Below are 23257 nucleotides of genomic sequence, written 5' to 3' on the forward strand. Positions count from 1 at the left end.
CTCGAAAGATAACGGCGTATTGAGCCAATAAAAAAGCAGTAACCCAGAGGTTACTGCTTTTTTATGTTGATCTTTATTTTAGATGCAAGACGATTTTATTAACAAATTAAACATAAGGTATTTAGAGTGATTCACACTTAAATGCTTTATGTATTTAAATTGCTTTCATCTACAACCAGTTTCAACACTTGACCGGGTTGAATATATTGTGATGCGGTTAAGCCATTCCATTCGCGAAGTTCAGGAACAGTCACTTTAAACTTGTTTGCAATTCGGGCGAGTGAATCACCAGCCTTAACTTTGTAGCTGACGGTTCGGATCTGCTCGTTATCGTGTTTTTCTTGTGGTGCAACAATCGTCAATTGTTGACCACTTTGTAATTTGCTGTCTTTGCTTAAATGGTTCCAAGTCATTAACTGTTTGACGCTAACATTATGTGCTTGGGCAATTTGCCACAAACTATCACCGGATTTTACTTTATAGGTCAACTTGTTACCCGAGGCGGCAACAGCGGCTTTTTTAGGTAATTTCTGACTGGTTGATAGGGCATACAGTTGTTTATCATCAGCAGAGACTGGGATAATTAGCGGTCTTCCAGCAATGATATTGTTGTTTTTCATTCCATTAGCAGCACGGATCGCATTGATGCTTGTATGATGTTTTTCTGCAATAGACCCTAAACTATCTCCAGGCTTAATCGTATATCTAAGCCAGCTTACACGGGCCTCACTTTCTGTTTCTGCAAGTGCTTTTTTGAACTCTTCAGATTTATCAATGGGTAATACTAAAGTGTGTGGGCCCATTGGTGAGGTTGCCCAGCGATTGTAACCTGGATTGAGCTTTAACAGCTCATTGGTGGTCATATTGGCGAGACCTGCTGCCATGGCTAAGTCAATTTGGCTGTCTATATCAACCACTTCGATTGAAGGGCTGTTATCAATGGGTGCCAGAGTAATGCCATATTCATCGGCATGTTTAATCACTTCGGCGAGCGCCAATAACTGTGGCACATAACGTTTGGTTTCTTTTGGGAGATCGAGCGACCAAAAATCGGTTTTAAGACCTTTATCTTCGTTGCGTTTAATCGCATTGAGTACGCGTGACTCTCCTGAGTTGTAGGCCGCAATTGCATAAAGCCAATTATTATTGGTTTTATCGTACAAATATTCGAGCATATCTAGGGCTGCTGTCGTGGATGCAGGCACATCGCGACGGCCGTCATACCACCAGTTCATTTCTAACCCAAAGTGGCTCGCCATCGGGGTGGTAAATTGCCAAAGCCCTGAGGCAGCACTGGCCGAAGAAGCACTGGGATCGAAAGCGCTTTCAATAATCGGAAGCAGGGCTATCTCTATTGGTAGATGGCGTTTTTCAAGCTCTTCGACGATCAAATACATGTAAGGCGCTGCACGCTCAGAAATCAATTCAAGGTGTTTAGGGTTGTTAATGTACCAATCGCGATAATAGTTAACGAGTTTCTTGTCTGGAATAGGTAACTGCATTCCTTGACGAATTCGTTCCCATACATCAGTAATTTGCGCCGATTCAGGTTCGGTTGCGAGATAATACTGTGGGACGGTATTTTCGCTCGTGACGGTTTCAGCTTCAGGTTTGGGCACCTGAGGGTTGTCTAACGTCTGACAACCTGTGAGTAGGGCAAATCCCCCTACTACAACATAAAGTGATACTCTCATGGAAAACGATAGTCCTCTGTTAGTGCATTGCCACTGCACTCTTCGTACAACGTAAATTATCTAACGAATTGATTATGTGAAAAAAAGTGGCAACACAGAGCGCAAAGTATTCACGCAAAAACGAGCCATTCTATGGGATCTTTTCGAGCTTGTCCCTAAATTATCGTACATCTTGTAGGGTCACTTTTGATTTACGTCATCAAAAGTGGAAAAATCTGTATAAATTTCAGCCATAAATGGATCATTTTTTACTAAAAAATATCTTTCCACTGCCGAAGTAGGGTAAAACAGCTTAGTTCATCAGCTTTAGTCAGATCTTGGTCACAAAACTTACTTTTTATGCTGTTGACTATGGTAGGCGCTAACGGACGAAGGAAGGGATTGATTGCCCGCTCTAACCCTATGGTGGAGGGGATGGTGGCTTTGTTTTGGGCACGCATTGTGGTGGCTTGCTCTACATACTTGTTGAGTGCAGCGTTATCTGCATCTACCTCTTGGGCGAATTTAAGATTCGCAAGAGTATATTCATGGGCGCAGTACACTCGAGTCTCATCGGGTAACGCCGCGAGCAAACTTAAGGATTGCCACATTTGTGCAGGGGTGCCCTCAAATAAACGACCGCAGCCTGCACTAAAGAGTGTATCACCACAAAATAGTGCACCATCAAGTAGATACGCTATATGACCAGCAGTATGCCCAGGTACAGACAAAATGTGTATGGGCGCATCGATAAAGGGCAAAGTAAGTGTATTGATCTGTGTAGGGTCGATTGGCTGATTGATGCCTTGAATAGCTTCACGTTCCGGACCGTAGACAGCCAGGATCTGGTCTGTTGTCTGCTTAACATGGGCGGCGAGGGCGGTTATTCCACCTGTATGATCATGATGATGATGAGTGATCAAAATACCCGCTAACGTAAGTTGATGTTTACGTAAGTAGTCGAGCACAACATGTGGATCGCCAGGATCAACCACATACACCGTTTGCAGGGAGTCTTGTCGCAACACCCAGATATAATTGTCATTAAAGGCATTAATCGCTGTTATAGTGAGCATAGCACCGCCGATAGCTGTATTTTGATTTCAAGATGAGGTTATTATCCACAGGTGGATATCAGTTGGCGACTATTGTGATTTTTAAATCACCTAATGATGGATGTTCAATGAAGGTCTTAACTCGGTAAAAGTAATAAGATAACGGAAAGGGAGGTGAGTTGTGTCGTATAACAGTTCTGTGCGTAAACCTGAGCAATGGGAAGATTTACCCAATGGCGACGCACTCCAGCAAGCTGTTACCGATAAACTCACTGATTGGTGGCCAAGGGTGTTTGGCTATCATTTGTTGAAGTTGGGCCCCTTAAGTGCACAGCTTTCCAGTATGGCATCCCCTGTTGCTCATCATTTTTCACTATGCTCAGCACCAACAGCCTCGTTAATGGGGGATTTTTGTCATTTGCCGATACAAAATGGGGTGATTGATGCTGTGGTGATGAGCCTGCTACTAGAGTTTGAGGCTGATCCTTACCGTATTTTACGGGAAACCGACAGAGTGCTGATCGCCGGTGGTTATTTATTTATTGTGGGCTTTAACCCCTTAAGCTCAGTGTTTCTTGGCAAGCTGTGGCCGAAATATCAAGATGATCTACCTTGGTGCGGACGCTTTTTTATGCCATCTAGGGTGCGAGATTGGTTAGGGCTACTTGGTTATCAAGTGGTGAGTGATGAGCGTTTGGTTTACCATCCCCTGATCGGCGAATTGAATCGTGGTCGTTTTTTACAGCAAACCTTAGCTTCATGGCTTCCCAGTGCGGGGAGTTTGTATTTGATTGTGGCTCGAAAATTAGAATCACCATTAACCCCAATCCGTGACAAACGTAAAGTTCGACAACCCAATTGGGCCACTGCGCCAAGTGCCGGACGCACTGGGCATTTATCCGAACATATAAAATAACATCATCGATTAATGAGTCCGATATGCGAATTACCCTAAGGCAACTTGCAGTTTTTGAAGCCGTCGCACGCAGTGGTCAGGTGGCAAAAGCGGCTGAACAAGTTAATCTATCGCCGCCTGCGACCTCTATGGCCTTAGCCGAATTGGAAAAACAGCTCAATGCCCGCTTATTTGAAAGAATTGGCAATCGTCTGCAACTGAATTCGCAGGGTAACCTCTTGTTGCCGTTGGCCACCGATCTTTTACATCGTGTTGAACAAATTGAGCAGGCATTTACTCGTCAAGATGGTGATTTGGTTGGACACTTAAGTGTGAGTGCAAGCTCAACGATTGGTAATTATTTACTGGCGAAAGCGGCAGTCGCATTTTGCCAGCAACATATCCAAACCCATGTAGACGTGGCGATCACCAATACCCAAGAAGTGATTCAATCCGTTGCACAATTTCGTGCCGAAATGGGGTTTATTGAAGGGCATTGTACTGATAACCGTCTTCATATCGAGCCGTGGCACAAGGATCGATTATTGGTGTTTTGCCATCCCGCTCATCCATTGGCAGGGCAAACGGTTAAGCCTTTGGCCGTAAAAGGCCAATCTTGGGTGCTGCGTGAAGAAGGATCGGGAACTCGGGAATATTTTGTTAATGCGGCCAATGAACTGGGTATGCAACCGGAGGCTAAGTTCTGCTTTACCACGCCAGATGCCATCAAGTTGGCGGTAAAACAAGGTGCTGGTTTGGGGGTTTTGTCAGAACTTGCGTTGGATAAAGACATTAGTCGAAAAGAATTGGCTCTAGTCACCATTGAAGGATTAGTGCTAGAGCGGCAGTTTTACCGCATCACTCATAAGAGTCGCCAAGCAACGTCGTTAGGGCTGGCCTTTGTGCAGTTTTGCAGTAATTTTTTCCATTTATCACGAGAATAATGGTGTTCTAGCAACGATAAGTGTTAGGACTCCGCCTGATAACCTGCATCAATTTGCGTAGGATTTGCCTCTGCGGCGGCGCGAGCAAGTTGATCACAGCGTTCATTTTCCGCGTGTCCGGCATGGCCTTTTACCCAGCGCCAATCAATTTGGTGGAGTTGAGCGGCGTTATCTAAACGTTTCCAAAGGTCGACATTTTTCACCGGCGTTCGATTAGATGTCATCCAGCCTTTTTTCTTCCAACCGTGGATCCAAGTGGTGATCCCTTGGCGCATATATTGGCTATCGCTGGTGAGAATGATTTTACAGGGTTCTTTTAGGGCCTCAAGCGCAACGATTGGGGCTAATAATTCCATGCGATTATTGGTTGTCAGGGCAAAACCATCGGATATCTCCTTTGTATGGCCCTTATAATTCATTACAATGCCATAGCCACCGGGGCCCGGATTGCCTAAGCAAGAACCATCGGTGAAGATGTGGATTAGTTTTAGTTCAGTCATCAAGTGGTTACCAGCGGCGTAAATATCGGCCGAGTATAACCAAAAAAAGTCATAAGAAGCGCATAAAAGTATGAATATTATCTCAAACGCAAGCCGTCAGGTTATTTTGGATACTGAAACCACTGGTATGAACCAGGGGAGTGGTGCGGTGTATTTAGGACACCGAATTATTGAGATAGGTTGTGTTGAGGTCATCAACCGCCGTTTAACGGGGCGTTATTACCATCAATATATCAATCCTGGCCAAGCGATTGATCCAGAAGCGATTGCTGTTCACGGGATCACCGATGAGCGTGTTGCAAATGAGCCAAGGTTTCATCAAATAGCGCAAGAGTTTATCGATTTTATCAGTGGCGCAGAAATTGTAGCCCATAACGCAAACTTCGACGTGAGCTTTATGGACCATGAGTTTTCCTTACTACAACCGTTAGGACCAAAGACTCGCGACATTTGTGATATTTTAGACTCCCTCGATATCGCTAAGTTTTTGCATCCTGGGCAAAAAAACAACTTAGACGCTCTCTGCAAACGTTATGGCATCGACAATTCCCGCCGCCATTACCACGGCGCATTACTCGACGCCGAAATTCTTGCCGATGTGTATTTGTCGATGACGGGAGGTCAGACTAAGTTTAATCTCTCTAACGAAGAAGTTGGTCAAGAGGCGGGAGGCATTCAACGCTTTGATCCTGCATCACTTAATCTTAAAGTGATCAGCGCATCGGCCGATGAACTCGTTATACATGAACAACGCCTTGATTTAGTCGCAAAATCAGGAAAGTGCCTCTGGAGAGGATAATTTTTAGCCTATGACGATGTCGCTGCGAAAATCTCTAGTCAATACCACGTTAATACTCGGCTACCTTAGCTTGAGCACGTCATTGTTTGCGGCTGATACGGAACCAGTGACCGCTAAGCCAACAAAGCCGACTACCGATATGGCAGCTAAGGTTCAAAATACTGCTGAGCCAAGTGCTGAGGTTAAGGTAAACAGTGCTGAGGTTAAGGTAAACAGTGCTGAGAGTATGGTAAACACGTCGTCCAAGCCCTCGAATATGAAAGTCGTGCCCGTAGATACGGCTTCTGAGCTTAAAAATCGTTTTCGGGTGGATCATATGGTCAGCAGTATGACACTCATGATCCAGCGAGAATATGGTTCGGCCCCCGTGGTGATTGTCTTGCCCGATGGCAGTAAGTGGTACGCCAATCGTCATCCAGAAACCGTTAAATGGGTTGATGGTATGACCGGAGATATTATTTATATCGAATCACCCCAGCCTGGTCCTTGGCAATTAGTGGGTAAGGTGGTGCCGGGCTCGAAAATTAAACGGATTTCAAAGCTTGAGATTGAAGTTCAACGATTACCTCAGCCATTATTTCAAGGCGAACAAACCAAAGTGATTGCCCAATTAATGGGAGATGCAGAGCGCGTTCGCATGCCTGGGATGGACTATTTAGTCGAGTGGACCGCTCACTTTGTCAGTAAGCATCGTACGGGCGATGAAAACTTTGCCGCAGGTGACATTATCGTTGGTTCCTACAAAGATAATGGTGAAAAGTTCGATGAAAGACCTGATGACGGCATATTTACAGGCGATATCAATCTTAAGCAGCCATGGGGTGAGTACGACTTTGTCGTTCAAGCGCGTAACAACGTATTTGAAAGGCAAGTCTCATTTCCTTTTAGCTTATCTCCACGACCCGTAAATGCAGAGGTGATAACTCCTGAAGATCCTTTAACGGGTCAATGGAAAATCATGCTACATGCCGATAGTAGCGTATTACAGCTAGCTGAGACCCATTTTTCATTTGAGCTTGTTGGACCTGCTGGTTTGCAACTTCCCCTCGTAGTTCATGGGCTTAAGGAGATCGACACTGAACTGCCGATACCGCCTGTGACCGAGTTTGGCAGTTACCGAATAAAAGGCACTGTGGCGACCACCACAGTCACAGGCCGTGAAATTCTGCTCGATTTGCCAGAACTCTTCTTTAACTTAGTGCAGCCACCCGAACCGCCGCCGAGTGCCGAGGAGTTAGCCGCCGTTGCAGCGCAAAAGGCCGCAGAAGAAGAAGCTGTGGCAATACAGGATGCGCTGTTTTGGATCATTACCATCAATGCTGTGTTACTACTGCTTGGGGTTGTGGGGCTAATAGTCTGGCGTAAGCGTCAAAGTCTCGCGCAGGCACTGGCCGCCGCAGAGCAACGGATGTTAGACGAAGCAGGGCAGAGTAAGGCAGAGGCGCCATCGCTCGATGAGATTGATTTGACCATGCCAGACGAGCCGGATCATCGTCGCTAAATCAATGGCCAACAGTCAGGCATTTTAGACGCCAGTTTGAAGATATTTTGTTCATTTATCATGGGGTTTTGTTAAGTTTGGCGAAATTTTAACTAAACGATGCAAATGAGTGAAAAAAACGGTTGACGCTTCGAACGCTCAACCGTATTATTCACCGCAACTTGAGTGGAGCGGTAGTTCAGTTGGTTAGAATACCGGCCTGTCACGCCGGGGGTCGCGGGTTCGAGTCCCGTCCGCTCCGCCAGTCAAGTTATTGAAAGTTAAAATTATAGTGCTGTTATAGCGGTATAATAAAAAGTTTGGAGCGGTAGTTCAGTTGGTTAGAATACCGGCCTGTCACGCCGGGGGTCGCGGGTTCGAGTCCCGTCCGCTCCGCCAACATTCATGAACCCCATGCTATTAAATAGCATGGGGTTTTTGATTTCTTCGACGCTCACTTTTCCATTTCTATATTCGTGACCGTGACCCAAATGTGACCCTTTAATGACCTCGACTCACTTTTAATGCCAAACACATTAAACCTCTAATTAGTTCAGAGCTTCATAGGTATCTCAATCCTACGCGCACTGATACAGAAATGATTATTCCCTTTTAAGTCAATGTAACGCAGAAGTGGGATGCCGAAGAGCGGCTGATGTTCACTGCTTTGCAACGCGCTTTATATAAGGCTTAGGCAGAGCACTACTCTGCCTTCGAACCTTCGCCTTGTCTAAAGCGCGTTCTACTCACGCTGAATGCATTGATGTTTAAAACGATGGGTATTAAATATTCATTCGCCTGCATCAAAATTTGTGAGGTTAGGGATAGCCTCTTTAATCAGACCTAAGTAAACTACTGAGCCAAGAATTTCTAACATGGAAAGTGATGAAAAACATTCTATTAGCGACAATTGGTGCCAGTCCGCAGGTTCTCACTGAAACCCTATATGCGCTTCATCAAAGCGGTAAGGCATTTCCTGACGAAGTCTTTGTCATTACAACCCTTTCAGCCAAAACCATGCTAATAAATGGTTTGTTCCGTGACGGTCATCTACAGGCATTAAAAAATGAATACCTAATGCCGGATTTTGCTTTTGATGAATCCCATATTTGGTTGATTGAAGATGATGCAGGAAATCCGCTAGAGGATGCTAAATCAGTAGAAGATCAAAGTGATATGGCTGACTTTATCACTAGGACGTTGTTTAAGTTAACCAGTGATCCCAACCTTGCCATACATACCTCTCTTGCAGGCGGTCGTAAGACGATGGCTTTTTATACTGGCTATGCAATGTCACTGCTGGGGCGAGAGCAAGACACCTTAAGCCACGTGTTTGTGGATGATAATTATGAATTTGTGCGCGATTTTTGGTATCCGACAAAATCAGAAAAGTGGGTAACAGGTAAGAATGGGCTTGGTGAGGTTGACATCAGTAAAGCGCAGGTGACATTAGCCGAAATTCCCTTTGTGCGTATGCGTAGTGCTATTGATCCTAGCTTGCTTTCCTCCATGGATAATCTGTCATTTAGTCAAACAGTGGCGCTGCTTAACGCTGGGCAAAGTCAAACCTTAAACGTAAAAGTGAATCTTATCGCAAAGACGATTGAGACCTTAGGGGTAGAGGTTAAGCTCACCGCTAAGGAGCTTGCTTTCTATCTCTGGTTACACCAAAAAGGTGAGTCTGGTTTATTGGTGGATCGTTACTTTGAAGATAAGCCTGAATATAGCCAGTCTTTTTTAACCCAGTTCTCGACGTTGTCACAGGATCCAAGGGTATTTGAGAGCTTTGGCATTACACCTGAAGATTTTAAAGAGCAAAACCTATTTCATCTTAAAGGTATGGAAAAAGCTTTTCTCCAACCTGTTTGTAGCCAAATCAATCGCAAGCTTAAAAAAATCCTACCCGCAGCAACAGCCGATAAGCTTGCCGTTCTGTCAATATCAGAAGCCCAAGGCCAAAGATATCATCTAGCACTTTGCACCCAAAGCAAGCTTGAAGGCACAGCTTTATTGATTGGAAAACAATAATGAAACAATCAAATTTTGAATTTCTAAAAGGGCTAAACGACTTTCTGTATGCGGTAGCTTGCGCTGCGGAAAATAATTTTCCGGATGATCCTAATACCTCATTGGTAAAAATGCGTCAGTTTGGTGAGATGACGGCAAAAATGCTCGCCAAATTATTAGGGATGCAGGAAATCCCTGATAATCAGAACGATCTTCTGCGTGAGATTGGGCGCTTACCCTTTATGGATAGTGGTATTCTCAGTGTATTTCATAAACTCAGACAGATTGGTAATAAAGCGGTACATCACTACCATAACGACCTAAATGATGCCGAAATGTGTTTACGTCTTGGGTATCGTCTTGGCGTATGGTTTTATCGTATTTCGACGAAAGAGATTGATTTCCAACCCGAACCCTTTGTACTTCCGTCAAAATGCGAAAACCGTTATTTGACTGAAGTCGAAGAGATGAAACGCCAGTTGGAGTCCGCCAATCAGGCACAGCATCAATCTAAAGCTGAACTCGAAGCCCAAAAGGCCCGCCTAGTCGCACTCAACGGCTATATCGCGATTCTTGAAAGTAAGCAGCAAGAAACGCAAGCGCAAACCGATGCGCGAATTACAGCACTCAAAGCGCAACTTGCTGCAAAGGATGCCGAACTTGCCAAAAAGACGGAACAACAACGCCGTACTTACCATAAGCAAATTACAGAGCAAGCAACCAGTCGCAGCCTTGAGTTGAATGAAGCTGAAACGCGTTACCTGATCGATGCCCAATTACGCAAAGCGGGTTGGGATGCCGACAGTAAAAATCTTACCTTTTCTAACGGGGCTCGTCCTCAGGTAGGACGAAATCAAGCAATTGCAGAATGGCCGACAGCGAAGGATGAAACGGGAAAACTCGGTTTTGCCGATTACATACTATTTATTGGGTTGATGCCCGTCGGGGTGATTGAGGCTAAAAAGGCCAACGTAGACGTTTGCGGCAAACTCAGCGAAGCTTATCGATACAGTAAATGTTTCGATAATCACTTGTTATTTGAGCTACTTAAAGATGCCGCCAATGGTGATACTCAGCAGCTAGCACAGGTGGCAGAGTCCAAATCAAGCTATGCGGTTCGCTGGTTAGACACCGATGGCCGCACCTTTAATGTGCCTTTTTGTTTTTCTGCTAATGGCCGTGAATATCGCTCGGCCATCAAAACCAAAAGTGGGATCTGGTATCGCGATGTACGTCGCCCCACTAATATGCCCAAGGCATTACCAGAGTGGCACAGGCCAGAAGAATTGTTGGATCTGCTGGCGCGCGATAATCAACATCTCAACCAGTGGTTTGCTCAAAACACCGATATGAGTGACCTTGGCCTTCGCTATTACCAAGAAGAAGCCGTTAACGCCGTAGAGCAAGCCATTATCAACGGACAGCAGGATATTTTGCTCGCGATGGCAACGGGTACAGGTAAAACCCGTACCGCTATCGCCCTTATGTATCGTCTTATCCAGTCGCAGCGCTTTGGGCGCATTTTGTTTCTAGTTGATAGAACATCACTCGGCGCGCAGGTGCTCGGTGCGTTTGAAGATACCAATATTAAAGGTGACACCTTTAATGCCATATTTAATATCAAAGGCTTAACCGATAAATTTCCCGAAGATAGCACCAAAATCCATGTTGCAACCGTACAATCTTTGGTAAAGCGAACCCTACAAAGTGATGAAGTCATGCCTGTAGGCCGCTATGACTGCATCATAGTGGATGAGGCGCACCGTGGTTACATTCTCGATAAAGAGCAAACCGAAGGTGAAGAGAAATTCCGCAATGCCTTAGATTATATCTCTGCCTATCGGCGTATTATCGACCACTTCGATGCGGTAAAAGTCGCATTAACCGCCACCCCAGCACTGCATACAGTGGATATTTTCGGTGGGCCACAAAAGCAGCCTGTCTATCGTTATAGCTACCGTAAAGCTGTAATCGATGGTTATTTATGCGACCAAGAACCGCCGATCAAAATTAAAACCAAGCTCAGTAGCGAAGGAGTGTACCTGTCTCAAGGCACACAAGTGCAACGCTTATCTAACCAAGGTGAATTGATAAACGACACCTTAGAAGACGAACAGGGTTTTGAAGTCGCGGATTTCAACCGTAACTTAATTGCCTCTAATTTCAATAAAGTCGTGTGTCAGGAGTTGGTTAATCACCTCGACCCCAGCAGTGCGCAAAAAACCTTAGTATTTTGTGTAGACAATGCCCACGCCGATATGGTCGTTGATGAACTGCGCGCCGCGTTTAAAGCCAAATACCCGCAGTTGGAGCATGACGCGATTATAAAAATCACCGGTGATGCGGATAAAGACAGCACAAAAGTGCAATCCATGATCACCCGCTTTAACAAAGAGCGTTTGCCCAACATGGTCGTCACCGTCGATTTGCTCACTACGGGCATTGATATTCCGAGTATTTGTAATCTGGTGTTTATGCGTAAAGTGCGTAGCCGCATCTTATATGAGCAAATGAAAGGCCGCGCGACCCGGTTATGCCCACAGGTGGGTAAAACCTCGTTCCGGATTTTTGATGCGGTCGATCTCTACGCAACGCTCGAAAGTGTGGATACTATGCGTCCTGTGGTGGTGCGTCCTCAGGTTGACCTACAAACCTTGGTTAACGAAATCACCGACTCACAAACCTACAAAGTGATTGAGGCCGATGGCCGAAGCTTTGCCGATCATAGTCATGAGCAGCTGGTGGCTAAACTGCAACGCATCATCAGCCACGCCCAATTTAATCGTAATAAATCCAAAGAAGTCGAGTCGCATATCAAGCGCTTAGATGAACTGTGTCTCGATGCTGCTGGTTGCGATTTTTCAAGCCTTGGTAAAACGCTTAAACAAAAAGGGCCGCGATGGTCAGCGGAGATCTTCAATAACGTCACCACGTTGGTCGGGCGTTTAGAGCACCTTAAAACTGAAATTAATGCCCTGCGAGACATGCCGATTTTCACCGATATCCATGATGAGATCACCGATGTCAGCCAAGTATGGGGCGATCACGACAGCGCCGAAGAGTTTCTAGATGCCTTCGATCGCTTAGTTGATCGTTCTGCAAACCAACAGGAAGCACTCGATATTATTGTCAACCGCCCACGGGACTTGACCCGTAAAGGATTGATCGCGCTGCAAGAATGGTTTGATGCGCAAAACTACAACGACTCAACCCTACGAAGCGCTTGGAAAGTCGCTAAAAATCAGGATATTGCCGCTAAGTTAATTGGTCATATTCGCCGCGCTTCCATTGGCGATGCACTCATGCCGTTTGAACAACGGGTCGATTTAGCACTGACACGCATCAAGCGCAGTAAGGATTGGAATGCAGAGCAGTTAAGCTGGTTAGATCGCCTCGCCGGGTCTATTAAAGAAAAAGTCGTTCTAGATGAGGACACCTTCAAAACCGGTAACTACAAGCGCAAAGGTGGCAAACCCAAGCTGATGACGGTCTTTGATGACCAATTAGACACCATACTCGCCGAATTTAATGAATATATGTGGGACGAACGGGCCTAGTTGCCTACAATCCTGTGCAACATCACGGCCCTTTGCCTGTAAATGAGCCTGTAAAGCCCGTGAGCGGCGGGGTGACAATCCCGCCTAACTTATCCCCGCATGGGGAGCTGAAAAGAGATTTATATGAATAACAACGATTTAGTCGCCAAACTGTGGAAACTGTGTGACAACCTGCGTGATGGTGGCGTGTCTTACCAAAACTATGTCAACGAGCTGGCGTCTTTACTGTTTTTAAAAATGTGCCAAGAAACCGGCCAAGAGCAAGATTTACTGCCAGTAGGATTTCGCTGGGCGGATCTGAAATCGCGCATCGGTCAAGATCAGCACCAGTTTTACCGTAATATGTTGGTGCAGCTCGGCGCAGACGATCACGCCATCGTGCGGGCCATCTTCCAAAACGTCAACACCACCATTACTCAACCCGCACAGCTCACTGAACTGGTCAGCAACATGGATAGCCTAGAGTGGTTTGATGGCGGCCAAGGCAAAAGCCGCGATGATTTTGGCGACATGTACGAAGGCTTATTGCAAAAAAACGCCAACGAAACCAAATCCGGCGCAGGGCAGTACTTCACCCCAAGGCCACTGATCAGCACCATAGTCAAAGTGATACAGCCCAAGCCACGGGAAATCATTCAAGACCCCGCCGCCGGTACGGCTGGCTTTTTGATTGAGGCGGATAAATACATCAAAGCTCACACCAACGATTTGGATGACTTGGACGATGATGACCAAGATTTTCAAATGAAAAAAGCCTTTGTTGGCCTAGAGTTGGTGCCCGAAACCCGCCGTTTAGCGCTGATGAACTGTTTGCTGCACGATATTGAAGGCGATGTCAACGAAGGGGCTATTCGCCTTGGCAACACCCTTGGCAGCGCCGGTGAAAACCTGCCCAAAGCCGATGTGATTTTAACCAATCCGCCCTTTGGCAGCGCGGCCAGCACCAACATTACCCGCACCTTTGTGCACCCAACCGGCAACAAGCAGCTGTGTTTTATGCAGCATATTTACGATGCGCTGGAGCCGGGCGGCCGCGCCGCCGTGGTGATCCCCGATAACGTGTTGTTTGAAGGTGGCAAAGGCAGCGACATTCGCCGCGATTTAATGGATAAATGCAACCTGCACACCATTTTGCGCTTGCCGACGGGGATTTTCTACGCCGCAGGGGTGAAGACCAACGTGCTCTTCTTTCAAAAAGGCACGCCAGAAAATAAATACCAAGATAAAGGCTGCACCAAAGAAACCTGGGTATTTGATCTGCGCACCAATATGAACACCTTTGGTAAGCGCCGCCCACTCACCGAGGCCCATTTTGCCACGTTTATTGCCGCCTATGGCCCAGATAAAAACGGCCAATCTGTGCGAGAAGAAGGCGTGTACGATACGCTCGGCGCGATGTATGCCGAAGGTACCGATTCGCTAGAACACACCATCGACAACGCCCGCTGGCGCAAATTTAGCCGTGAGTATATTCGCGAGCAAAAAGGCGACAGCCTAGATATTAGCTGGCTGAAAGATCTTGAAGCCACCAACGCCGAAAACCTGCCCGAGCCAGAAGTGCTGGCCGGAGAAGCGATGGCCGAACTCACCGAAGCCATGGCAGAAATTTACCAACTGATGCAAGCCCTCGGCGCAGAGGATGTGGCAGAAGGGCAGAAGTTGTTGGTGGCCGAAGCGTTTGGGCTGCAAGAAAAGGTCCTAGGTTCTAGGGACGAGGTCCTAGGCGCGGCGCCTGCGGAGGCAAACTAATGAGTGAATTGCCGAAGGGGTGGGTAGGTATAAAATTAGGTGATGTTATTGAATTAAAATATGGAAAGTCATTACCTGCAAAACAACGTAGTGATAGTGGGTTCCCAGTTTATGGTTCTAACGGCGTAGTTGGCTTGCATCATGAGCCACTTGTGCTTGGTGGTGGATTAATAGTTGGACGAAAAGGTTCTTTTGGAGAAGTTCATTTATCTGTTCAAGACTTCTCCCCGATAGATACTACTTATTACATAGATTCATTTCCAACTGGAACAATGAAGTATTGGTACTACCAGCTCAAAAATCTTCCACTAACTAAGTTGAATCGTTCAACGGCTATTCCAGGTTTGAACAGAGAGGATGCATATGCCCAAAATATACTGCTACCTCCTGACGCAGAACAAAAACGCATTGTGGCTAAGCTGGATGAAGTATTGGCGCAAGTCGATATCATTAAAGCGCAGCTTGATCGCATTCCCGCGATCCTTAAACGCTTTCGTCAATCCGTCCTCGCCGCCGCGGTGTCAGGCAAGTTGACGGAGGAGTGGCGTGGGGAAAGTGACTATATCTTTCATGAGGAAATTCAAGCTGAATTTCCATCATCTTGGAACATTAAAACTATCGATGATATCGGTAGAGTGAAAGGAGGGAAACGTCTTCCAAAAGGAGAAGAGTTAGTAACAAACGATACTGGGCATCCATATATAAGAGCCGGTCAGTTGAAAGAAGGAACAGTTATTCAAGGCTCAGAAGCCCGCAATATTCAGATGTATTTGGAGCCACATGTTCAGGCGCAAATTTCGAGATACACTGTTTTGGAAGGTGATGCTTATATTACGATCGTTGGTGCTTCAATTGGTGATGCTGGGATAATTCCGGCTACTCATAATGGTGCTAATTTAACTGAGAATGCAGCGAAGATTTGCGAACTTCATAATGATGTTTTTGGACCGTTTGTAGGTCTACTTTTGAGAAGTCAGTTCATACAACGTCTTATTAAATTAGAAATTAAATCTGGCGCTCAGGGCAAACTTGCTCTTATGAGAATTAAAACATTACCTTTTCCAAAAGCTACTTTTGAAGAACAAAAAGAAATCGTCCGCCTTGTCGATCACTATTTCGTTTTCGCCGACACCATCGAAGCGCAAGTGAAAAAAGCCCAAGCGCGGGTGGATAACCTCACCCAAAGCATTTTGGCCAAAGCCTTCCGCGGTGAGCTGGTGGCGCAAGACCCAAACGACGAGCCCGCCGATAAGCTGCTTGAGCGCATTGCTCAAGCGCGCACGGAGGCTGAAGTGTTAGCCAAAACCGTGAAAAAGGCTGGGCGCAAGGTCAAAGCGACATCCTAGCTATTAAGGTAACAGCATATAAGCACGCCACGAGGCGTGCTTTTTCAGGTGATTTGAAAATGGATTTAAGTCAGCAGTTTGAGTCATATAAAGAATACGTAAAAAAGACATTAAGCCAGTACCCGGTAGATCAAACCAAGCTCAACTGTATTGCGGTATTCAAAGCATTGGCTGAGTTAACCTATGAGGCTGAAATTGGGCAAACTGGCAATCAGCTTGCGTTTATTAGCCGCGAGATGCTTCAGGAGCGGGTTGGCGAGCGCTATCCGGTGAGTGCCAATGTTCGTCGCCAAGAGGTGAATAAGTATCTCTCGCAAAGATTCAGGGTCAAAGAGGATGTAGAGCCTGATTTTATCGAGTTCACTTTGGATGATGATGAGCAGGTTTTTTCACGGGTCGACGAGGTTGAGGCCGGCTCAAAACGTGCGGCTTATCGTATCTGCCAGTTCAGCCAGCGCAGCAAATTGATTGAGTATCTGTGCCGCCTGGATTTGACGCTGTACTACCTGGCTGAAGCAGAAATGACACTAGGCGGTATAATCAAAGCGTATTTACGGACCTTTACCCCATATTCAGCCAATCAAAATTGGTACAAAAGATATCACGCATTTACTGAGCAAATTTGCAGTGTCGATGAGCTATCCGAAGACCAGTTAGAGGCGCATTGGCTCAGTACGGGAAACGGGGTCGCCTCCATTAAAAATGGGATTACGTCCAAGAGTGATTTTCAGTCGGCAAAGCCGGTATTGAAAAAAATGACTCGCCTGATGAAGCAGCACAGTGATTTAACGAATTACAATCAATCCCTTAAATTGATGCAACAGGCGAAAGATGATCAGTTGCTCTCAAAAAATTACAACGCTGTCTTAAACCGAATTGCGGTTTCATACAATTCTGAAGAGTTAACCTTCCCGGTTGATAAGAAGGCCATGCTTAATTTGGTGACATTTTTTAATCAAGTGTTTGGTATGGAAATTGTCACCAAGAACAAAGATTGGTTTGAATTAAGCTCATCACTAAAGTCGGCAATTGCACCGTACCTGCCAGCCGATGCAGATCCGCTTAAAGTTAATATCATCATTTGGCGAATTAATGAGCGGCAAAAGGTGTTAACCCAGCGCTGTGAGCCTTCAGCGACCCCAGTAAAGGGCGCTGACAATGAAAATATGGATAAGGAGAGTCTGATGCCGTATGCCGTAAACCAAATTTTATACGGACCTCCGGGAACGGGTAAAACCTATCACACTGTCGAAGCCGCGGTAAAAGCGGCTGAGCCAACATTTGGTTGGGAAAATAGACAGGAGCTAAAAGCCAAGTACGATGCGTTGGTGGATGCCAAGCGCATTCGATTTGTGACGTTCCATCAGAGCTTTGGCTACGAAGACTTCGTTGAAGGTTTAATTGCTGAAACGACGGAAGACAAGCAGGTAGCCTATCGCATTAAAGACGGCGTTTTTAAGAAAATATGTGATGATGCGGCTGTGTCTGAAATGCATGCTGATCCTGCCATAGAAACGAATGGCAGAGTTTGGAAGCTTTCTATCGAGGGTGCTCATCAGAATGCGACCAAGACCTATTGCCTTGAGAATAACCTGGGGGCGATCGGTTGGGGTGACACAGGCGATCTCTCAAAAGATGCGCGTAATGAATACTTCAAAAGTCAGTGCACCAATAACCAGAATTCACTGATGTATTTCTGCCACGAAATGGCTATTGGTGACTTGGTTTTGTGCATTGACAGCAAAACGTCAGTGGAGGCCGTTGGCGTTGTAACAGGGGAGTATCGATACGCTGAAGAAGGGCTGCCAACGCGAGACGACTATTGTCATCAACTTCCTATCAAATGGTTAGCCAAAGGCTTTTCAGTTGATTTCAAATCTCTTAACGATAACAAACAATTCAGTTTGCCAACCTGTTATCCGCTTTCCCGTCTCTCCGTAGGGGATGTATTGAGTCACTTGCAGTCTCACCATGTTCAGGTTGGGGAAACGCCGGCGGCATCAGTGACGGCGCAGAAGCAAAACTTCGTTTTGGTTATTGATGAAATCAACCGAGGTAACATCTCCAAAATTTTTGGCGAGCTTATTACACTAATTGAAGATTCCAAGCGTGGCGGCGCCGAGGAAGCGATTTCGCTGACCTTGCCGTATTCCAACAAACCTTTTTCAGTACCTGATAACCTATACATCATCGGCACCATGAATACTGCCGACCGTTCACTGGCGATGATGGATACCGCATTGCGCCGTCGCTTTGACTTTATCGAGATGATGCCAAACCCAAGTCTGCTCCATGGGGCTGTGGTAAAAGGCATCGACCTTGAGCGCTTGCTGACAACACTGAACGAGCGCATTGAGATTTTGTACGACCGTGAGCATACCCTTGGGCATGCGTTTTTTATTCCAGTGAGAAACTTAAAAGCCGAAGGAAAGGAAGAGGAAGCTTTTGCCAAGCTGGTGAGTGTGTTCCAAAACAAGGTCGTCCCGCTGCTGCAAGAGTATTTTTTTGAAGACTGGCAAAAGATCCGTTTGGTACTGGGGGATAATCAGCGTGAAGCTCATCTACAGTTGATTGAAGCAAAAGAGCTTAAAAACAATGACCTTGATGCTCTGTTTGGCAAAAAGCATGACCTGAGTCCCTACGGTGAGGCGCTAACACGTTACAAACTGAAGATGTTTGATAAACCCGTATGGCAAAATGCTGAGGTGTATCGTCGCATGTATGCACATTCGACGAAGGACAATGATGCTGTGATAGCTCAAGGTGAAACAAGCACTGAGGGTGTGTAATCCATGTCCGTGATACCACCTACTGTGTTTGAGTTCGGCTACCTCTGCTCTGACAGCGATGGCACAGATGTTGAGGGGTACACAGTGATCCCCAATGCCGATTTCTGCTATTTAGAGAAGCGGTGTTTGACTGAGGATAACTCCGGTTTCAACCAGCTTATGAAGCCCTGCTTCAAGCGGGGTTGCAGGCTGCTTCAGGTACAAAATTATGTCGGAGTCATTTTTGTGCCTTCAGGTCATCATATTGAGGTGTTACCGAAAACGGGCTTGGATTCTGACTCGGGTGAAACAACTTATGAGCAAGCGCGTGCGACACTGCTCATCATGTTGCAAGCCTTAGGTGAGTTTCGCCACATTCAGTTGGATAACGCTGCACTCAACACCCTGAAAATGCCGCTTCTTGAAGTGTTTATCTCGCAGTTTTTGGATTGTGTGAACCACATCGTTAAACGGGGGCTGAAGCGTGATTATGTGCGTCAGATAGACAATCTTTTGGTTAAAAAAGGCAAGCTGAGCATGGTGGGGCAGCTTCGCTACAACACGGTGGCGAAGCACCGATTTTACTGCGAGTTTGATGAGTATGTTGAAAACAGGCCGGTTAACCGACTGTTGAAAACTGCCATGCTCAAGGTGCAAGGATATTGCAGGAACCACAGCAATCAGAAGTTGTTGCGAGAACTGTTATTTGCATTTGATACCGTGCCCAAAAGCTTGAATACTAAACAGGATTTTGGGAGTGTACAGCTCGACCGTGGGATGCAGCATTACCAACCCGCATTGAGTTGGGCGAAACTGATTCTGGGGGAAGCTTCACCGATTAGCATGCAAGGGGATGCAGGGGCGCCTTCATTGCTATTTCCGATGGAGTCGGTGTTTGAGTCCTTTGTCGCGAAAACGCTGAGAAGCCAACTTCCCACCGCGTATTCGCTCCGTACTCAGGCTAAAACAGAAAAGCTTGTCACTCATCACTTAGGAGCAGATAAACAGCGAGAGTTGTTTACCCTAAAGCCTGACTTGATGATTGAAAAGGACGGCGAGCAAGTTTGTGTGCTTGATACCAAGTGGAAACGCATCAATCCAGAAAGTACCGACAAGTTTGATTTATCCCAAGCGGATTTTTACCAGATGTTTGCTTATGGACAAAAGTACTTGGAGGCTAAGGGAACGCTGATATTGATTTACCCACAGACAGGGAGTTTTCAAAAACCATTGGAAGGGCATTTTGCGTTTTCTGAATCATTAAGGTTATGGGTACTACCTTTTAAAATCGATAAGAGTAAGAGCTATATAATTCTTCCCGAGGATGGCAGTTTTTCTTTCGGCTGAGATGGGGCTTACCAAAACTGTTGATTTAAAAGTGGGAGCTATGCAACGCATAGCTCCAATCAAATGCGCCAAAAACCATAAATGTTGGATATTACTTAAGTTAGAACAATAAAAATAAGGACGTTGAAAAACCTATGCAGCAAACCGACTCAGCTTCACAACGTAGTGGCGCAGATCAAAATGACAGTGCTTGGAAAAATCACACAGGAAAGCAAAGCCAGATCCCGCAGCAACAAGTTAGTCTCCTTGTGCAGATTGGACGCGGAGTGACATTCTTGGTGAAGTGGTTGTGGTTATTGACCATGTTTTTGCTGGGCATAGCTCTTTTTTGGTTGCTGGCATTTTTTATATTTGAATACTCCTTTTCGCTATCGGAGTTAGATCTCATCGAAACCCTGTTTTTGGTATTTTTATTCTCATTTGTCTATCAATACATCAAACACTGCCTACACATTGACGCGCCATTTGTGCGAAAAATCATTACTCCATTTGTGCACCAAGCGCATTTAGGCTTGGTTTTTTTGGGCGGGAGTTTGTTAGTCGCAACGAAATTAGATATCGGCTTGGAGGAGTTAGATAAAATACCGATGTTAGACGTGACCTATTATATTTTGGCGATGCTTACCCTTAGCTATAGTGATTACTGCGTAGGTATGATGGTGCGACAACCCCAGACCACTAAAGAACCCGTGGTCAATATGGGGGCGGCAAAATGAAACCTATTTATTACTTTGCAATTTTTCTGCTGTTATTTACTAAACCAACTCTCGCGCTGGTGCATTCCGATGCCAAACCTGGCAGTGCTGAGTTTTTAATTGCCGCGTGTCAGGAATATATCGAACTATACAAAAAGCGCGACGAACCTCGCTTTGGTGCATATTTTACTACCTCAAAAGAAGAGAGTTTTCGCGCTGGGTATTGCCTCGGTGCGATTATGCATGCCAACAACACATGCACTTACTCCCATTCTCAACTAGTTTATCGTGCCGCTGAAGTGATTGCCGCTTCCAATCTAGACCACGTTTATACTGAGACGAGCTTGCTGGAGCGTGCCTTATGTCGCTAGTAAATACCAATCAAGCGGTACAAGATTTGTTTGGCATTGAGGGGAGTGAATCACTGCGTTCTAAGGCCAATAGTTATCTGCGTAACGGGGTCATTCCCTCATCCGCTATCGTCGAAGAAGGATTTCACGATAAGAGTTCAGATAAGCGCGCTAAAAAATGGTTAAAACCCCAAGCAGTTGACTGCTTATTTAATGCGTTAGTAATCGATGGCTTTTTTGATGATACCCAGTACGTCAAAGCTATTTTTGAATCATTTTCGAAGCGTTTTGAGGGCGCAATTTTATGCGAAGAAATATTACTTAAAGCGCAGGGCGTAATGGCGGTTATCCATTTATCTGAGGTGGCGCAGCAATTTCTCAGCCAAATGCGTGATGATTCGTTCAATCTTCGGAAGTTTCGCTTAACATGCCCATTTGCAGCTCAGCGCTTACCGCAAATGGATATGGCAATGAAAAATACCGGACTGCTTTATCAACTGCTTAGGTCACAACGACTGTCGCTCTCCCATAAAGATAACATACTGCTCTACTGGTTCGAGCAAGATTTGCAGGCGGCTATTCAGTTGGTTGAGCAGCTCGACGTTGCAATTTTACAAGGCGATACGGCTCTTGCTGAGCTGGCGCAGACGATTCGAAAAGAGTATTTCGAGGCTCAAAAATTTAACGCGTTTTTAAATTGGTTACCTGATTAAAAAAACGCTTTTTTGTGCAGTGCACAAATCAACACTACTCCTGTCAATCAATAAGGAGTTGTGTTATGAACCAAGTAAACCAGTTAGTTATCAATTATCACATCACTGAAAAGTGCAATTACGATTGCCATTACTGTTATGCCAAATGGGCAAAGCCAAATGAACTTCATCGAAATATAGATGAAATGAAGAGGGTACTCAGCAAGCTCGCGCAGTACTTTCTTTCGCCCAATCCTATCCAACAGCAGCTTCAATATCAGAGTGTGCGGCTCAATTTTGCAGGGGGCGAACCTTTGCTCCTTAAGCAGCGGTTTATTGATGCGCTTGATTACGCTATCGAACTGGGTTTTAAAACCTCGATCATTACTAATGGACATTTGATTAGTGACCAATTTATTGCTGAGCACAGCCATAAATTGCAGTTATTGGGCATTAGTTATGATTCCTGCCATTTTGACAATCAGCAAAAAGTTGGCCGAATTACTGCGGCTGGTAACGTGCTGTCGCCAGAGCGTTTGCAAACTATTTTCCAACACGTTAAACACCATTCTCTAACCACAGAGTTAAAGATAAACACGGTAGTGAATCAATTTAATTCCGAAGAAGATTTCACCGCGTTAATGATGGATATTCGACCGAATAAGTGGAAAGTGCTCCGCGTGTTACCTGTATTTGATTCAATTCAAACTATTGGTGATGCGCAGTTTGATGCCTTTGTTGAACGTCACCAGTCTGTATCTCATTTTATGTCGGTCGAGAATAACGACTCCATGACCAATTCTTATCTGATGCTCAGTCCTGATGGTGCATTTTTCCAAAATGGAAATAACGCGCAGGGGTATTTTAAAAGTCGGCCGTTGCTGACCACTCCAATTGATGTGGCGTTAGCGGAAACGGGATTTGATGCCACAAAATTCGCCCAGCGTTATGTATAGGTGGCGCTATGATTCATCAAAAAGTGAGAGTGAAAGAGGGTGTTGAAATCGAAATCATCATGCCAAAAGTGCCTTATCGAATCATCAATAGAGCAGAGCAACTGATCACAAAAATACTGTTCAATGACATTTTAACTGGCATGCGCCCTAAAGTGATCCAGAGAAACAAAAATTGGCTGAGTTATCGAATAAACCGACAATATCGGTTATTGGTACGGCGGAAATGCGGCCATACAGGCCCTTACTATTGCATGACTCACAATGAGTTTGATCATTGGGTGAATAATCATTAACTAGCCTAAAGAGGAACACAGATGAGCTGAAAACCATTGCGAGCCAAAGGCGCAAAACATTATCTTAAATGTTGTTGGTATATTATGGCATTTTCATAGAGAGCCTTTGTTAATAAGGCTCTTATGCATTTTTATAAGCTTATCATCACCA

General features: G+C 45.5%; 18 protein-coding genes and 2 tRNA genes. 17 read left to right on the top strand and 3 right to left on the bottom strand.

The window, feature by feature from the left end; all coding sequences use genetic code 11:
• Nucleotides 1-146 precede the first annotated feature (146 nt).
• Both M0413_RS07040 and gloB read right to left on the bottom strand, forming a co-directional pair.
• The gene (locus M0413_RS07040; RefSeq protein ID WP_249553600.1) at nucleotides 147-1694 is read right to left on the bottom strand and encodes a LysM peptidoglycan-binding domain-containing protein; all 1548 of its coding nucleotides are present in this window, start codon (nucleotides 1692-1694) and stop codon (nucleotides 147-149) included.
• Between the two features lie 251 nt (nucleotides 1695-1945).
• On the bottom strand, nucleotides 1946-2749 hold the full coding sequence (gloB, locus tag M0413_RS07045; RefSeq protein ID WP_088585539.1) for a hydroxyacylglutathione hydrolase: 804 nt from the start codon (nucleotides 2747-2749) through the stop codon (nucleotides 1946-1948).
• A gap of 160 nt (nucleotides 2750-2909) precedes the next feature.
• On the opposite strand from gloB, the gene M0413_RS07050 reads away from it, so the two are divergent.
• The gene (locus tag M0413_RS07050) at nucleotides 2910-3644 is read left to right on the top strand and encodes a methyltransferase domain-containing protein (RefSeq protein WP_037419144.1); all 735 of its coding nucleotides are present in this window, start codon (nucleotides 2910-2912) and stop codon (nucleotides 3642-3644) included.
• Between the two features lie 23 nt (nucleotides 3645-3667).
• Entirely contained in the window at nucleotides 3668-4567 is a 900-nt protein-coding gene (locus M0413_RS07055; RefSeq protein ID WP_069454870.1) for a LysR substrate-binding domain-containing protein, read from the top strand.
• A 23-nt stretch (nucleotides 4568-4590) separates the two neighbouring features.
• On the opposite strand, the gene rnhA is transcribed toward M0413_RS07055, so the two are convergent.
• On the bottom strand, nucleotides 4591-5067 hold the full coding sequence (gene rnhA, locus M0413_RS07060) for a ribonuclease HI (RefSeq protein ID WP_037419137.1): 477 nt from the start codon (nucleotides 5065-5067) through the stop codon (nucleotides 4591-4593).
• A 70-nt stretch (nucleotides 5068-5137) separates the two neighbouring features.
• Here rnhA and dnaQ point away from each other — a divergent pair, with 70 nt between their 5' ends.
• The 15 genes from dnaQ to M0413_RS07135 all read left to right on the top strand — a co-directional run bounded on the left by dnaQ (nucleotide 5138) and on the right by M0413_RS07135 (nucleotide 23106).
• Nucleotides 5138-5866, top strand: a complete 729-nt coding sequence (dnaQ, locus tag M0413_RS07065) for a DNA polymerase III subunit epsilon (protein ID WP_037419134.1) — start codon at nucleotides 5138-5140, stop codon at nucleotides 5864-5866.
• 226 nt (nucleotides 5867-6092) lie between these two features.
• Nucleotides 6093-7367: a TIGR03503 family protein gene (locus M0413_RS07070; protein WP_249553689.1), complete on the top strand. Its 1275-nt coding sequence runs from the start codon at nucleotides 6093-6095 to the stop codon at nucleotides 7365-7367.
• A gap of 167 nt (nucleotides 7368-7534) precedes the next feature.
• Nucleotides 7535-7611 (top strand) — tRNA-Asp (locus M0413_RS07075).
• Between the two features lie 57 nt (nucleotides 7612-7668).
• A tRNA-Asp gene (locus tag M0413_RS07080) sits at nucleotides 7669-7745 on the top strand.
• 486 nt (nucleotides 7746-8231) lie between these two features.
• Nucleotides 8232-9374, top strand: coding sequence for a CRISPR-associated ring nuclease Csm6 (gene csm6 / locus M0413_RS07085; protein WP_249553601.1), 1143 nt, complete (start codon nucleotides 8232-8234; stop codon nucleotides 9372-9374).
• Nucleotides 9374-12910 carry a type I restriction-modification system endonuclease gene (hsdR, locus tag M0413_RS07090; protein ID WP_249553602.1) on the top strand — a complete coding sequence of 1179 codons (3537 nt, stop codon included), beginning with the start codon at nucleotides 9374-9376 and terminating at the stop codon, nucleotides 12908-12910. The genes csm6 and hsdR overlap by 1 nt, the downstream gene beginning before the upstream one ends.
• 123 nt (nucleotides 12911-13033) lie before the next feature.
• Entirely contained in the window at nucleotides 13034-14659 is a 1626-nt protein-coding gene (locus tag M0413_RS07095) for an N-6 DNA methylase (RefSeq protein WP_249553603.1), read from the top strand.
• Nucleotides 14659-16005 (top strand): restriction endonuclease subunit S, encoded by a 1347-nt coding sequence (locus tag M0413_RS07100; protein WP_249553604.1) that lies wholly within the window; start codon nucleotides 14659-14661, stop codon nucleotides 16003-16005. Before M0413_RS07095 ends, M0413_RS07100 begins: the two co-directional genes overlap by 1 nt.
• 59 nt (nucleotides 16006-16064) lie before the next feature.
• On the top strand, nucleotides 16065-18794 hold the full coding sequence (locus tag M0413_RS07105; protein WP_249553605.1) for a DUF8426 domain-containing protein: 2730 nt from the start codon (nucleotides 16065-16067) through the stop codon (nucleotides 18792-18794).
• Between the two features lie 3 nt (nucleotides 18795-18797).
• Nucleotides 18798-20120: an McrC family protein gene (locus tag M0413_RS07110; RefSeq protein ID WP_249553607.1), complete on the top strand. Its 1323-nt coding sequence runs from the start codon at nucleotides 18798-18800 to the stop codon at nucleotides 20118-20120.
• A gap of 134 nt (nucleotides 20121-20254) precedes the next feature.
• Nucleotides 20255-20836, top strand: coding sequence for a hypothetical protein (locus tag M0413_RS07115; RefSeq protein ID WP_249553609.1), 582 nt, complete (start codon nucleotides 20255-20257; stop codon nucleotides 20834-20836).
• Nucleotides 20833-21186: a hypothetical protein gene (locus M0413_RS07120; protein WP_249553611.1), complete on the top strand. Its 354-nt coding sequence runs from the start codon at nucleotides 20833-20835 to the stop codon at nucleotides 21184-21186. The genes M0413_RS07115 and M0413_RS07120 overlap by 4 nt, the downstream gene beginning before the upstream one ends.
• Complete coding sequence (locus tag M0413_RS07125; RefSeq protein ID WP_249553613.1) at nucleotides 21177-21878, top strand: hypothetical protein; 702 nt, start codon at nucleotides 21177-21179, stop codon at nucleotides 21876-21878. Before M0413_RS07120 ends, M0413_RS07125 begins: the two co-directional genes overlap by 10 nt.
• 65 nt (nucleotides 21879-21943) lie before the next feature.
• Entirely contained in the window at nucleotides 21944-22813 is an 870-nt protein-coding gene (locus tag M0413_RS07130; RefSeq protein ID WP_249553615.1) for a viperin family antiviral radical SAM protein, read from the top strand.
• Between the two features lie 8 nt (nucleotides 22814-22821).
• The gene (locus M0413_RS07135) at nucleotides 22822-23106 is read left to right on the top strand and encodes a ParE family toxin-like protein (RefSeq protein ID WP_249553617.1); all 285 of its coding nucleotides are present in this window, start codon (nucleotides 22822-22824) and stop codon (nucleotides 23104-23106) included.
• The last annotated feature ends 151 nt before the right edge of the window (nucleotides 23107-23257 follow it).

The organism is Shewanella sp. 8A, from assembly GCF_023475945.1.
Lineage (GTDB): Bacteria > Pseudomonadota > Gammaproteobacteria > Enterobacterales > Shewanellaceae > Shewanella > Shewanella xiamenensis.